The organism is Limosilactobacillus sp., assembly GCF_022651205.1.
Taxonomy (GTDB): Bacteria; Bacillota; Bacilli; order Lactobacillales; family Lactobacillaceae; genus Limosilactobacillus.
In genome coordinates, this window is the sequence record NZ_JALCQI010000003.1 from 1 (window position 1) to 14,960 (window position 14,960).

The 14,960-nt window shown below is 42.1% G+C and carries 11 protein-coding genes; 8 read left to right on the forward strand and 3 right to left on the reverse strand.

Annotation, left to right across the window (positions count from 1 at the left end):
* Positions 1-186: 186 nt before the first annotated feature.
* A complete protein-coding gene (locus tag LKJ51_RS01425; protein WP_291979376.1) occupies positions 187-981 on the reverse strand; it encodes a serine hydrolase in 795 nt (264 codons plus the stop codon).
* Between the two features lie 201 nt (positions 982-1,182).
* Here LKJ51_RS01425 and LKJ51_RS01430 point away from each other — a divergent pair, with 201 nt between their 5' ends.
* The gene (locus LKJ51_RS01430; protein WP_291979375.1) at positions 1,183-2,430 is read left to right on the forward strand and encodes a D-alanyl-D-alanine carboxypeptidase family protein; all 1,248 of its coding nucleotides are present in this window, start codon (positions 1,183-1,185) and stop codon (positions 2,428-2,430) included.
* A gap of 313 nt (positions 2,431-2,743) precedes the next feature.
* Here the strand turns inward: LKJ51_RS01430 and LKJ51_RS01435 are convergent, their stop codons facing one another.
* Both LKJ51_RS01435 and LKJ51_RS01440 read right to left on the reverse strand, forming a co-directional pair.
* Positions 2,744-3,781: an aldose epimerase family protein gene (locus tag LKJ51_RS01435; protein WP_291979374.1), complete on the reverse strand. Its 1,038-nt coding sequence runs from the start codon at positions 3,779-3,781 to the stop codon at positions 2,744-2,746.
* A gap of 88 nt (positions 3,782-3,869) precedes the next feature.
* Entirely contained in the window at positions 3,870-5,273 is a 1,404-nt protein-coding gene (locus tag LKJ51_RS01440) for a DUF2252 domain-containing protein (protein ID WP_291979372.1), read from the reverse strand.
* Positions 5,274-5,435: 162 nt separating this feature from the next.
* On the opposite strand from LKJ51_RS01440, the gene LKJ51_RS01445 reads away from it, so the two are divergent.
* From LKJ51_RS01445 to LKJ51_RS01475, 7 genes are all read left to right on the forward strand, one after another.
* Entirely contained in the window at positions 5,436-6,980 is a 1,545-nt protein-coding gene (locus LKJ51_RS01445) for a plasmid pRiA4b ORF-3 family protein (protein WP_291979370.1), read from the forward strand.
* A gap of 76 nt (positions 6,981-7,056) precedes the next feature.
* Complete coding sequence (locus LKJ51_RS01450) at positions 7,057-8,091, forward strand: zinc-dependent alcohol dehydrogenase family protein (protein ID WP_291979368.1); 1,035 nt, start codon at positions 7,057-7,059, stop codon at positions 8,089-8,091.
* Positions 8,092-8,393: 302 nt separating this feature from the next.
* Positions 8,394-8,987 (forward strand): peptidylprolyl isomerase, encoded by a 594-nt coding sequence (locus LKJ51_RS01455; RefSeq protein WP_291979366.1) that lies wholly within the window; start codon positions 8,394-8,396, stop codon positions 8,985-8,987.
* Between the two features lie 296 nt (positions 8,988-9,283).
* Complete coding sequence (locus tag LKJ51_RS01460; protein ID WP_291979365.1) at positions 9,284-10,672, forward strand: class II fumarate hydratase; 1,389 nt, start codon at positions 9,284-9,286, stop codon at positions 10,670-10,672.
* Between the two features lie 40 nt (positions 10,673-10,712).
* Positions 10,713-12,101, forward strand: a complete 1,389-nt coding sequence (locus tag LKJ51_RS01465) for a flavocytochrome c (RefSeq protein WP_291979363.1) — start codon at positions 10,713-10,715, stop codon at positions 12,099-12,101.
* Positions 12,102-12,170: 69 nt separating this feature from the next.
* Positions 12,171-13,592 carry an anion permease gene (locus LKJ51_RS01470; RefSeq protein ID WP_291979361.1) on the forward strand — a complete coding sequence of 474 codons (1,422 nt, stop codon included), beginning with the start codon at positions 12,171-12,173 and terminating at the stop codon, positions 13,590-13,592.
* Between the two features lie 456 nt (positions 13,593-14,048).
* Positions 14,049-14,936, forward strand: a complete 888-nt coding sequence (locus LKJ51_RS01475; RefSeq protein ID WP_291979359.1) for a LysR family transcriptional regulator — start codon at positions 14,049-14,051, stop codon at positions 14,934-14,936.
* Positions 14,937-14,960 lie beyond the last annotated feature (24 nt).

The following is a 14,960-nucleotide window of genomic DNA, read 5'->3' on the forward strand; positions in this document are numbered from 1 at the left end:
TAGCTTGCCTAGTTCGTTGTCCCACCTCCGCAAGGATGGCTACGACGCGAAGCTAGCCTACTAGGGGTTGGTCAAATGCTGATTTATCAGCGTTTGAACTGCCAGCCAGCTACTGCGTTATTGCATTATCATCTTTAAAATAGTAAAGAGACTGAGTTAATTTCCAGCCTCTTTTAGACTTGATTTTTAATTCAATATTGGCTTGGTAACACGGGCGAGTTGGTTGAGAACCTCTTCACCAGTTTGCATTGATTGGTTTTTATCACTGTACATTGCAATTGTGTAAGAAGTACCATTCTCGTTCTTAACGTAACCGATGCTGTTAATGATCCATTTTTCTTTACCATTTTCAAGCCAGCCGTTCTTTAACGCAAAGTTGTTGCTTGAGGCTGAAACACCCCAAATTTGGTCACTTTCAACATTGCTCATGAGGTTGCTAATATATTGCTGTGAATTTGTGGAAAGAAGATTAGACTTGTAAAAAATATTATTCAGCAGTTTGATTTGATCCTTGGGGGTGGTGGTACTTAACCCCCAGGAGGTGTCAGCTGTTGAATTGTTCATTCCAAACCGGTTAAAGGTTGATTGGAGCCCTGATTGACCGCCTAAATCATTGTATAACTCACTAGTTGAGTTATTGTCACTGGCTTCAATCATTTGCTTGGCTAATGAGCGTTGGTGAGTAGAGAGGGTGCCGTCTTGTTTAATCAAAAGGCCAGCGAGAATACTAACCTTGACAGTACTTGCCATATGAAATTTATGGTTGGGAACATTGGAAGAAGCATAGGTTCGGTGAGTCTTCGGTGAATAGACGGCAATAGCGACATTATTATTCGACGTAAAAATAATCTTATTCCAAGCAGATTTAAGTCGAGGACTAGTGGCGGTAAAGTGGTGAATCCCCCAGAAAGCGGCCAAAATTATAAAGATAAATAATAAAATTTTGCGACGATTAAATCGTGGACGACGCGATTCACGCATAATGAAAACTCTCCTTTAATTTGATAACATTAAATAATCATACCAGTAATTTTAGAAAAAAGAATGTTGCTGGGACTAATTATTAAGATAATTTAAACAATTGGGGGATGTTTCAAAAATGTTATTAAAAAGTTACCCCCTTAACATCTGAATACGCTATGATTGAGACTGATAATTTAGAGAGAGGGAAACGATAGTGTGATGAAAAAATTCAAAAAAATAATAATTATGTTTCTGATAGCTATTTTGACCGTAAATGTAGTTAGTATTGGGGAAATTAACTCGGTCAAAGCGGACGCAACGAAGTTAAATTTAAACGCGCGAGCTGCATATGCTATTGATGCTGAAACAGGACAGGTATTATACCAAAAGAATGCCAATAAGACTTATCCGGTAGCCTCTTTAACTAAGGTCCTTACGTTAGCAGTAATTGAACAAGACGTTAAGAACCATCATTTGCGCTGGCAACAAAAGGTTAAGATCACACCAGCAGTTGCTAAGGTCGCAAATGATTGGCACTTTTCTAATGTTCCGTTAAACGCGGGAGAAAGCTACACAATTCGCCAATTGGCTGAATCAATGATGATCGTTTCTGCGGATGGGAGCGCAGAGGCGTTGGCATTAGCAGATGCGGGAAGCACTGAAGCATTTAACAAGAAGATGCAGGCAGTTGCAAAAAAGGCCGGAGTTACCGACGCCAAGATCTACAACATGATCGGCCTCGCTAATGGTGATTTAGGAAAAAATAGGGTGAAGGCCGCTAAGAAGACCGCCGAAAACCAGTTTTCTGCTAAGGATATGGCCCTTATTTCAAAATACTTGATTGAAACTTATCCCGACTCGTTAAAGATTACCAAGACAAAATTTGCCAACTTTCGGGTTAGTGCCAATCAAGAGTACCGGATGATTAATATTAATTCCCTATTACCAGAAAATGGCTTTGCACCGAAAAATGGTACTATTGATGGTTTAAAGACTGGTAATACCGATACTGCCGGAAAATGTATTATTTCAACCGGGACATTTGCAGGACGCCGAATAATCGTCGTGGCTCTTCATACAAAAGGTGACTGGAATGCCCAATCAAAGGATGCCCAGCAGTTCTATGAAAAACTAACAGATGTTTATCAACCAACCCAAGTTAATTCCATTAAGCAACTCTCTCGGGGAGTTCAGGATGCTCATGTTGTTCACGCAAAAGATAAGCACAGTACTGGCTTAAAATTGGAGAAAACAACGACAATTTGGCTTCCTAAAGGTACAACCACAAATAGCGTGAAAGCCAATCTAAATATCTTACGAGCCGACCGCTCAATTACTCATCAACTAAAAGCTCCCGTTAAACGTGGCCAACACGTTGGTTACATCACCCTCAAACCAACCGGAATGTCCCCATTCACCATCCCCGTCAAAGCCACCGATAATGTGCAAAAAAATGGATGGTTCTAATAAGAGTGTCTTCGCCCCAAAGAGTTTCCGGAAGGCTAGCAATTTCTCCTGACGAAGGCGACTTGCGCCTAAAGAGTGAACCAGAAAACTTGTTTTCGTCTGTGAACCTTCACAAGGATAACTAGAGTTCTGGCTACCAACTAGTTGGTGACAGAACTCAGTTAGCTACTGGGGAAGGAGGTCGCTAGCTCGAGGAAACTTAGGCTGAACCGCTCTCAGCTACCGCGTTATCCTTAACCATATTATAACCACATACCCAAAAAGGTCGTGAAGACAATTTCTTCACGACCTTTTCTATTCTCAATATAAGTTTCTAGTATTCCACGTGCCACTTGATAGTGCAGTTCTTTTCTTCGTTTGGATGAAGAACAATGTCACCAAATTCAGGATGGTGGATAGCATCGGAAAGTGTCTGAGCTTCCATTGCAATTCCTAGGTGAGGATGAACTTCACCGTGGTTATAAACAGCCGGATCATCAGAGTTCATGGTGTACATAATTAGTGCGTTCCGGTCTGAATAAAGAGTCATCTTACGACCGCTTTCTGGATCTTCAAGGGTGGCAACTGGTTCAGTAAGACTTGGTTCAACTTCCCAAATGTCGTCAAAACCATTTTCCTTAGTAGAAGCCATTTCCTTCAGAGCATCACCTAACTTAGTTGGTGTACTAAAGTCGAAAGGTGTTCCTTCATTAGCAAGCTTTTCTCCGGTAGGGATCTTACCGTCGTCAACAGCCAAGTGGTTCTTGGAGTTAACATAGAGCTTCAGTTGATCAACCGTCTTTGCACTTGCCTTGGCCATGTTCCAATACGTGTGGTTAGTTGGGTTAAATAGGGTATCGGCATCAGAGTTAGCGCTAAACTTCAAAGTGAGGTTGTCGTCATTATCTAAAGTATAAGTTGCAGTAACGTGAATTGTTCCTGGGAACGTATCCATCTTTTCGGTTAGGGTTAGACTCAAAGTAATGGTAACTTCATTTGCTGTTTCCTTAGTTGAGTCAACATTCCAAATGTGACTATAGAATCCATTTGTTCCACCGTGAAGGGTATTCTTTCCTTCATTTTGTTCAAGATGGTATTCCTTACCGTTAATTTCAAATTGACCATCAGCTATCCGACCAGCGACACGTCCGATCAGCCTGTTGGTGCAGAAACCGTTGTTAGTAAATTCATCGAGATTTTCTGAGGTTAAGATCATATCAGCCTTCCCACCATCTTTTGTTGGGACCTTAAATGATTGTAACAGGCCAGCAAAGTCCAAAATTCCTGCTTGGACACCGTGATCGTTCGTCAAAACATACTTAGTAACTGGCTTTTCTTGATAAGTTCCAAATGGCACTTTAGTAATATTCATAATTATATTTGCCTCCTCATAGAAGTAAGCGCTTCAATACTTACAAAAACTATTTTACCACACTTAATTAATGGGTTAATACTTGATGTTAATTTGACAGTTTCTTGTTTGTCTGTAGACTAGTGCGGAAAGCCTCGTAATCATTAGCAACTTGTTGTGCATAGGAATTCGTCCATTCGACAAAACCTTCATCTAGTTTCTTTTGTCCCTTTAGGTAACCACGGATCATCGGCGCAGTAGGGCTTTGAAAATGAGCCATCGCTAGTAGTGAACTGCAGATTTGACAGTAAAGATTAAAACTTTCGTAGTCAAGCTTCTCCATCTTGATTGATTCTTTCATATCACGGAATTGGCGAATGTAATAACTTCGTCCACCAAAAGCAGTACTGCCGAGGAAAGGATCGGATGATGATTGGAGAGTTCTTTGAGCGGTAACAATTCTCCGTCCGGCCATAGTTCCGTTCTTGATTGCCTCAGCGATTGGCAAACGGAGGAGGTTATAGCGGAGTGGCATTGCTTCCTTGACCTGAAGAACTAAATGGCTACCCTCATTACCGATGAGGAGGATCAGGTAGCAACGGGTACCAAAGCTGCCGATACCGACGCTGTAACGAATAATGTCGGAAATACTGAAGTTGCCAAGAAAAATCCGAATATCTTGACGAACATTGTCCCGGTAATGAGAAAATCCTTCGAGAATTTCAGCGTATTTTTGTGCAGAAACATGCTTTGCTCGTGGGGCATTTTCGATGAACCTTAGATTACCGTTTTCGTCAGTTTCGGTCATCTTTTTGACAATTTGTTCTGAGTTGCTCCGGGCACTCTTCTTGGTGATTTTATGAAAAATTTCGTTCATTTGATTGGCACTACTCTTCATCGTGTCAATTGCTGCCATTAGATCGTGGATTTCGTACGAAGAGTATAAACGATCGAAGAGACTCAATTTACTATTGCGCTTAACGCTATGGCGATAGGTTTTAGTAATTAAGTAGAGGACATCATCTATTTGAGCGCTACTAAAGCCGTTTTCCTCACCAGCTAGTCTGGCACTAACCAGGAGCCGTTTGAGGTCACTTTCCCAGTTACCAATTCGTGATTCATCGAAGTCGTTTAAACCAAAGATTAATTGTCGTTCTGGTGAGGCGTAGAATCCATAGTTATTAACGTGAGAATCCCCACAGATAACTAACGGAATGTGACTTTGATATTGATTCTTAAGATCCTGCTCCATTAACTCTGCCGTTCCCCGGAAGAAGGCAAACTTGCTTGCAAGCATTCGTTCATGGCGGAGGGGAAGGAGTTCCTGGATCATTTTAGATTCTGTCTTTTGAATTGCCGCTACTGGATCCCGATGGACCGGAATAAAAGCCGCTAATTGAGCACTGCTAACTTTAGATTGACTTTCTTTTCCTGCATCTTCCAATTCTTTAGCAGTTCGGTTGATTTTAATTTTTTTCAGATCAAAAATGTCTAATTTACCTGAATCGATCATTTTTCGTTACTCCTTTATTATTTCGTGTTTTGTATTTATTTTAAGTTTTTCATGCTTAATGTCTAGAATATTTGTTTTCGGTTAATTACTCTGTCACAATAGAAAGGGGAAAAGATCCACAAAGCGTGAGTTTTAAGTTAAATACGTTTTAAAGAGGGAGTGATGATGGTGTTAATTGCTGTTGAAAACAATGTTGCCCAGCATTTACATGCCAATACAAGGCTAGTTGATGAGCAGCAACTGATGAGTACCGGTGCATGGTCCATCAGGGTAACGGGTGACTTTATGATCGTGATGAATAACCTTCTTTCATTACCAGTAATTGTTCGTCATCCCCAACAGTTCAGTGATCCGCGTTCATTTACAGCGGCATTCAAAAGAGAACTGATTAGGCTGCTAGAAGTTTTACCGGTTCCACGGGTCAAGATTCGAATGATTCGTGATGAGCAATTAAAACAGGTGAGTTTTGTTCGTCCCGTTACTCCAGCCCTTCAGCAGCGGCTGCAAATCTTTCAAAACTTATTGACACGTCCTGATATTATTCAATGGGACGATGATCCTAGCAACCCGGCAATTTCCTTAGCTTTAATGAAGAACCTTAAGTTGCAGAATATTGAAACAAATGAAATTCAAACAGCTACCGAATTATTTGAAAGCTACGTTATCAACAATTTTGCTTTAGCTGCGCACCCCAATCTTAACGAGCATAACCGGCGCTACCTTTATCATTCCAAGTCACTAAATGACGTTATGAACGAATCTGAAGTTAGTGAGGAGATTATTAAGGACTACCAATTATCACTGGAACAGCTGGGGAAGAGTGACCAAATTATTGATCGTGATACTGATTATGCAACCGACTACTTATCGTATCTTGCAGAACTCGGGAATACGATCCTCGATGATGTTTCAGCAATTTACTACTATGTTTTTAATTATGGCAAACGAAATAATGAACGTTTGACGACTTCAAAGTATCGGGGGATGGGAGCATCTTTCCGGGAATTTGGTCGTTTCCTTAAGCGTCAGCACCTATTTGCGAATGCTGACTTTGACCAGTTTAGTCAGGCTTTGAACCAGGCAATTGATGATGCTACTCCTGCTAAGGCCGGTTACCGGTTAGAAAGGATGCTCCACAGTGCTGAATCTGAACTAGCACGCCGTCGTTCTTCGTTAAGACATGCTTATAACTATCGAAAGCTTCAGTACCAGGTAAAGGTATCACTAGCCGATTACCAGCCAAGTATGTGGCGCCGATTTCGGTTTAATGGCGAAACTCGTCTTGATGACTTCTGTTACTTTATCATGGCTAGTTTTGGTGCAACTGGTTCACACCTGTATGACTTGCGCTTAAATAAGAAGAATTATCAGTTACCTTACCTTGATGGTGGTGAAAACATTACTCTTCATTGGTTAGGAGAAATCAAAGAGGGAGATCGGTTAACGCTTGAATATGATTTTGGCGATTCGTGGCAATTTAATATTCTTGTAGAAAAGGTTAGCTCAAGCAGCCGTTATCGCTTAATATCAACGGATCCTAAGGTATTATCTGGTAGTGGTAAAGGAATCGTTGATGATATTGGTGGAACCGCGGGATTAGAACTGGCGGCGCAGGATGATCCAACTATCAACGAAGGCTTTAACGTTAACCAATTACAAAAGAAGTGGGTTGAGCTAACAACAAGAATTGCCAAACGCTACCAGTAAAATTGTTTAATAATTCACAATTAGTAGAAAAGGATTACAATAAAGGATAGAAAGTTAATTAAAAGAGGTCCTAAAAATGAGTAATCAAGTTGAGATTCCAGAAACGATGCTTGCGTGGGAAGTAACGACTCCCGGACCAATTGACGGTGAAAAATCACCACTGAAACTAGTGACTAAACCGGTTCCTAAGCCTAAACGTGGTGAAGTCCTTGTCAAAGTCCTCACGTGTGGGGTATGCCATACCGATTTACACGTTGCGGAAGGTGATCTACCAGTTCATCATGAGCACGTTACGCCGGGACATGAAATCGTTGGTAAGGTTGTTGCCTTTGGACCAGAGACACAACGGTTTAAGTTAGGTGAACGGATTGGGATTCCGTGGTTCCGTCATGCTTGCGGCGTCTGCAAGTTCTGCCGTTCTGGTCACGAAAACCTTTGTCCTCATTCAGTCTATACCGGTTGGGATCACGATGGTGGTTATGCTGAATACGTAACCGTACCAGAGGGCTTTGCTTACCGGATCCCTGCTAAGTTCAATGATCTCGAAGCAGCACCATTACTTTGTGCTGGGATTATTGGTTATCGGGCATACGAACGGGCAAATGTTCCTGCAGGTGGTCGCCTTGGCCTATATGGCTTTGGCGGATCCGCTCACATCACAGCACAGATCGCCCTTGCTCAAGGGGTAGAGGTTCATGTCTTTACGCGAGGTGCCGATGCCCGCAAGTTTGCCCTTCAGCTTGGTTGTGTTTCAGCCAATGGAGCATATGATCTTTCCGATGTTCCGCTAGATTCATCAATCATTTTTGCCCCAGTAGGCGACATTGTATTGCCAGCACTTGAAAGCCTAATTCCAGGGGGAACCCTTGCAATGGCCGGAATCCACATGTCCGATGTTCCAAAATTGAACTACCAGAAACACCTCTTCCACGAAAAGACATTAACAAGTGTCGAAAGTAATACCCGTCGTGACGGTGAAGAATTCCTCACCCTTGCCGACCGCCTCGACATCCACCCCGAAGTCACCGAATACCCATTTGAAAATGTCCTCGATGCCCTTAAATACGTCAAACGCGGCGACATAAAGGGTGCGTGTGTGATTAGAGTGTGAGCCGTGACGGACTAGCAATCGAGTACTAAGGAATCCCGGACGATGATTGTTTACAATCAAGGACGGGATAGTTAGACGGAGATTGCGGTCACGGCGAACAGATCTCGACTATGTAGCCTAGAACGTTAGCTCGAGGAAGGTTAGGCTGAACACGTTTAAGCTATGTTGCCTAGGAAGGAGGTTGCTAGCTCTAGCAAGTTTCTGGCGAACAGATCTCAACCATGTTGCCTTAGAACCACCAGCTACTGCGCAGATCTCGATCATGTCACCTAGCCTCCTAAAAAACCTAAGGAGAAAACAAAATGCAATATCCACAGCTAAATCTTGCGGCTGCCAAGGGACCACAAGTAACGATTAAAACTAACCTTGGCGAGATAACAATTCAGTTATTTGAGAAACAAGCCCCAAAGACGGTTAATAATTTTATTCAGTTAGCCGAGAAGGGTTACTATGATGGCGTTATTTTCCATCGGGTTATTCCTGACTTCATGATTCAAGGTGGTGACCTGACTGGTACTGGCCGTGGTGGTAAAAGTATCTATGGAAAAGTATTTGAGGATGAATTTTCTGATGAACTTTTCAACTTTACCGGAGCGGTTTCAATGGCTAATGCTGGTCCAAATACAAATGGTAGTCAGTTCTTTATTGTGTCAAATGAACATGTTCCAGCTAACATGATTGAACAAATGAAGGTTGTCGGCTATCCAGAAGAAATTATCGATCACTACGCTGAAGTCGGTGGTACTCCATGGTTAGATCATCGTCACACGGTGTTTGGCCAGGTAATTGACGGAATGGACGTTGTGAAGAAAATTAGTCAAGCCAAGCGTGATAATATGGATAAGCCAAAAAAGGATATTATCATGGAGAAAGTGACGGTTAATAATAACGACTAATCAATAGATTGAATAATTATGTTCAATAACTTTGTGATTTTAATCTTAATCTCGGCAAAAATCCAGTTATTTTCGTGAGAAAATAGCTGGATTTTTTATTTGCCTTGATTTGTGAAAAATATTATATAAGAGCCTGAGAACGTTGATATAATACACAACTTAGAGAATGGTATAAGTGAAAATTATAACGTACTAAAAGTTTGACTATGAATAATAATCCGCGTTAGGATAGTAGTGTAATTAATGTGTAATATTTCACAAATAGATAGTTTATTTATACAATGGAGGCTTTTACAATGACAAAATACCGTACTGAAGAAGATACTCTTGGTCCAGTTCAAATCCCCGCGGATGCACTTTGGGGCCCACAAACAGAACGGAGTCGCAATAACTTCCCAACCGGTCAGTACATGCCATTAGCCATTATTCGTGCCTTATTGAACATTAAGAAGGCTGCTGCCCAAGCTAACATGGAAACCAAGGCAATTTCCGCAGAAAAGGGAAACTTGATTGTTCAAGCAATTGATGAACTTTTAGCTTTAAGTGATGAAGACTTACGTAAAGACTTCCCATTGAAGGTTTACCAAACTGGTTCTGGTACGCAGACCAACATGAACACAAACGAAGTAGTTGCTCACAAGGCACACCAAATCAACCCTGACATTGAAATCTTACCTAACGATGATGTTAACAAGGGTCAGAGTTCTAACGATACCTTCCCAACAGCAATGAACGTTGTTGCCTTGGAAGCTCTTGATAAGTTGAAGCCAGCTGTTCAACACTTGATTGATGAATTAAAGGCAAAGCAAGAGAAGTACATGCACACTGTTAAGGTTGGTCGGACTCACTTGCAAGATGCCGTTCCATTGACTTTTGGTCAAGAATTATCCGGCTACGTAGCTGCCCTCGAACACGATCTTGACTACATTAAGACCCTTGAACCAACATTGAACGAATTGGCAATTGGTGGAACTGCCGTTGGTACTGGTCTGAATGCCGCTGAAGGGATGCCAGAAAAGATTGCTGAAAAGCTCAGTGAAGTTTATGGCTTGAACCTAACCGCAGATTCAAACAAATTCTATGGCTTGGCTCATCACTCAGGCTTAGACGTTGTTCATGGCGCATTAAAGAGTCTTGCTGCTGATATGTTTAAGATTGCCCAAGATATTCGTTTCCTAGGTTCTGGTCCACGTGCTGGTTATGGTGAATTAAACATTCCAGCTAACGAACCTGGCTCTTCAATCATGCCTGGTAAGGTTAACCCAACCCAAGCCGAAGCCGTAACAATGGCTGCTTTACGGGTATTTGGTAATGATACTGTTGTAACAATGGCATCATCACAAGGTAACTTTGAAATGAACGTTTACAAGCCAGTATTGATTGATGCTTTCCTCGAATCTGCTGACTTGATGACTGGAACAATCATGGGCTTTGCTGACAAGATGATCCATGGCATGACTGTTAACGAAGAACGGATGGCAGAATTAGTTGATAACTCATTAATGACTGTTACTGCATTGTCACCACATATTGGTTACCATGACAGTGCTAAGATTGCTCAAGCAGCTGATAAGGCAGGAAGTACCTTAAAAGAAGCCGCATTGAAGTCAGGCAAGGTAACAGAAGAACAATACGATGAATGGATGGACATGTTAAAGATGACCAACGTTGACCGTAAAGACTAATATTAGCTTCTGAATTAATAGTGAAAGGAAGAACTGCGTAATGGCAAAATTTCAACCAACATCTGTTGGCAAGTTAGAAAATGACTATGACGTTGTAATTATTGGTTCTGGTGGAACAGGCCTTTCAGCCGCCATTCAAGCAAATGAATTGGGAATGAAGGTTGCTGTTTTAGAAAAGGAAGAGGAACTCGGTGGAAACACTAACCGGGCATCTTCCGGAATGAACGCTGCTGAAACCAATGTCCAACTTCACCACGGCGTAATTGATAACGTTGCGGACTTTTACCACGAAACTTATAAAGATGGTGGTCGCTTAAACGATAAGGATATGCTGGGATACTTTGTTTACCACACAGCACCGGCAATTGATTGGTTAGCCGATCACGACATTAAGTTGGATGACATTACTATCACTGGTGGAATGTCCAAAAAACGGACTCACCGTCCAGCAAGCATGGCTCCAATTGGTGGATTCCTAGTAAAGAGTCTCTTGGAAGTTGTTGCTAAGGAAAATATTCCGGTCTTCAACAAGACTAAGGTTACCCAATTACGCCAAGCTAATGATGGTCGGGTTAACGGTGTTGAAGTTAACGCTGACGGACTTACTAAGACGATTAATGCTAAGGCTGTTATCTTGGCTACTGGTGGATTTGGAGCTTCAAAGGAATACATCAAACGGTTCCGTCCAGATCTCGAAAGCTACAAGACTACGAACCAACCAGGTGCTACCGGTGACGGGTTAAAGCTAGCTGAAAGTGTTGGTGCTGAGTTAATGCAAATGAATCTTGTCCAGGTTCACCCAACTGTTCAACAGGACAATCCTCACGTTTACTTAATCGGTGAAGCCGTTCGTGGTGAAGGGGCAATCTTGGTTAATGGAGAAGGAAAACGTTTTGTTAACGAGTTGAATACTCGAAAGATTGTTTCTAATGCTATTACTGCCTTGCCAGAACATAGTGCTTACTTAATCTTTGACCAAGGAATTCGTGATCATGTCAAGGCCATCGAATTTTACGATAAGGTTGGTCTTGTTGTTCACGGTGATACCATTGAAGATTTGGCTAAGAACATTAACGTGGATCCAAGCAACCTAGCTCAAACAGTGAAGACTTGGAATGATGCGGCTGAAAACCATAATGATGCAGAATTTAACCGGACGACGGGGATGGATCGGGGAATTACTAAACCTGGATTCTTCGCCATCCACATTGCTCCAGCAATCCACTACACAATGGGTGGAATTCACGTAACACCAAAGACACAAGTGCTTGATGGTAATGGTGACATTATTAAGGGCCTCTTCGCAGCCGGTGAAGTTGCTGGGGGTCTCCACGGAAATAACCGTGTTGGTGGTAACTCAATTGCTGAAACGATCGTCTTTGGTCGTCAGGCAGGACAACAAGTTACACTTTACGCACGGGGATTATAAAAATACAGCAAAACTGGTGGTGTAGTACCGCCAAATGCAATTATTACTATTTAATTAAGGGACGGAAAGATGAAAAAATTAGAAAGCGTAAATTATAAGGGGTTCATTTGGCCAATTATTGTTGGCTTAATCTTATGGTTTATGACCCCAATAAAGCCAGCTGCGGTTCCAGTCGCTGGTTGGCATATGTTTGCCTTATTCGTAGCAACGATTATTGCATGTATTACTCGACCACTGCCAATTGGTGGTGTATCAATCGTTGCGTTTGCTTTAACGGTTCTCACTAAGACCGTGCCAATGGAAAAGGCAATTGTCGGTTTCGGTAATGCTTCCATTTGGATGATTGCGATGGCCTTCTTCATTGCTCGAGGCTTTATCAAAACCGGTCTCGGTCGGCGAATTGCCTTGAACTTCGTAAAAGCCTTTGGTAAGCGGACCCTTGGGTTGGCCTACTCATTAATTGGGGTTGACCTGATCTTAGCACCGGCAACACCAAGTAATACTGCTCGTGCTGGTGGTGTTTTGTACCCAATTATTAAGTCATTATCAGAATCATTTGGCTCTGATCCAAAGAAGGGGACATCGCGGAAAATCGGTTCATTCTTAATCTTTGCGGAATACCATGGTGACATGATCACCGCCGCAATGTTTATGACCGCGATGGCTGCTAACCCACTGGTTCAAACCCTTGCGAAGGGAAACGGGGTTAACATTACTTGGGTTGGCTGGTTCTTGGCTGCCTTGGTACCAGGAATTATTTCATTAGTTGTTGTACCATGGTTAATTTACAAGATGTACCCACCTGAAATTAAGGAAACCCCAAACGCTAAGCAATGGGCAGAAGACCAACTTTCTGAAATGGGTCCAATGACTCTTCCAGAAAAGTTGATGGCCGTAATCTTTGTCTTAGCATTAGTTCTTTGGATTGTCGGGAGTTTCATTGGTATTGACGCAACACTTGCTGCGTTCATTGCTTTAGGATTATTACTACTATGTGGTGTTCTTAGCTGGCAAGATGTCCTTCACGAAACTGGTGCTTGGAACACTTTGACATGGTTCTCTGTCCTAGTTATGATGGCCGGTTCATTAACTAGCCTAGGATTTATTCCTTGGTTAAGTAAGGCCGTTGGTAGTTCACTTCACGGAATGAACTGGGTACTAGTGTTAATTATCTTAATCGTCGTTTACTTCTACTCACACTACCTTTTTGCTAGTTCAACTGCTCACGTTACCGCAATGTACAGTGCCTTCTTGGCAGTTGCCATCTCAGCTAACGTTCCACCAATGCTAGCAGCCTTGATGCTTGGCTTCTTCGGTAACTTAATGGCATCAACCACCCACTATGCTTCCGGTCCAGCACCAGTCCTCTTCGGTTCAGGATACGTTCCTCAATCCAAGTGGTGGTCCCTTAACCTTGTCCTTGGGATCTTCTATCTCGTCGTTTGGATCGGCATCGGAAGCCTTTTGATGAAAGTATTGGGAATGTGGTAATGAAAGAGTGTCTTTGCCCCAAAGAGTTTCCGGAAGGCTAGCAATTTCTCCTGACGAAGGCGACTTGCGCCTAAAGAGTGAACTAGAAAACTTGTTTTCGTCTGTGAACCTTCACAAGGATAACTAGAGTTCTGGCTACCAACTAGTTGGTGACAGAACTCAGTTAGCTACTGGGGAAGGAGGTTGCTAGCTCTAGGAAACTCGGGCGAAGCACGTTTCGACAATGTTGCAGTAGAATCTTATCTTGAGTGAATTTATGCTGAACACGTTTCGGCTCGGTCGCGGCAAGCAGTTCTCAACTATGCCGCAGTACAACCTCGAACAAACCCCAAAAAAAGGCTGACGAACACAACCCTCGTCAGTCTTTTTTAGATCCCCGCCACTATTCTCCGCTTGCCGTTCCAATCTATTATGGCGTAAGATATGGTATGTATCAGAAAAAAGGAATGAGCAAAGATGAATACCCGCGATTTACAGTATTTTGTTGCGCTAGTTAAATATAAAAATTATACACGGGTTGCTAAGGAATTTAAGGTATCCCAGCCAAGCATTACGCAGGCAATTCAACGGTTAGAGAAAGAGTTTAATACTCAATTAATTCGTAAGGATCGTTTTCACCGTGATGAAATGATTACGCGAAGTGGGCTTCTTCTCTATGAAAATGCGGTGTTGATTAACGATAAACTTGATCTAACCAGGAAAGAAATTGATCGGGCAAATCAGAAACAGATTCGTTTTGGCTTGCCACTGATTATCGGGAAACTATACATTTCTAAAATAGTTGAAGAATTTTCTGGTGATCTCCTTTCCCGGCTTCGGATAACTTCAGTAGGTTCTCACGATTTACTTGACCAATTGCAGAAGGGGAAAATTGACATTGCCATTTTGGGTTCAACATCATCGATTAACGAGGAAGGTGTCTTTGCAGAATTAGTAACGACCCGCCCATTCGGTGTGATAGTTAGTGAAGAAAACCCGCTTGCAAAAAAAGATGCTGTTCACTTTAATGAGCTTGGTGATCAGAATTTTATTAATTACGATCAGCAATATGTTCACCAATCAGCTTTTCATGCCTATTGTGCTTATGCTCAGATAAAACCACGGGTTGTAGTTTATCGTCTGCCAAACATTTCCTGGATTAAGGAACTTGTTCGTCAGGATAAGGGAATCAGTTTAATGGTTAAGGATGCCGCTACCAATGAGCCGGGAATCAAAGCGCTAGATATCCTTGACCCAATTCCGGAGAAATTTTATATATCGATCGTAATCCGCGAGGGGTACGTTCTTAGCGACGATGAAAAGGACTTCATTGAACGAGTAAAGCAAATTCACTTAAATAATTAAGAGTTGACAGGGTCAGTATAATAG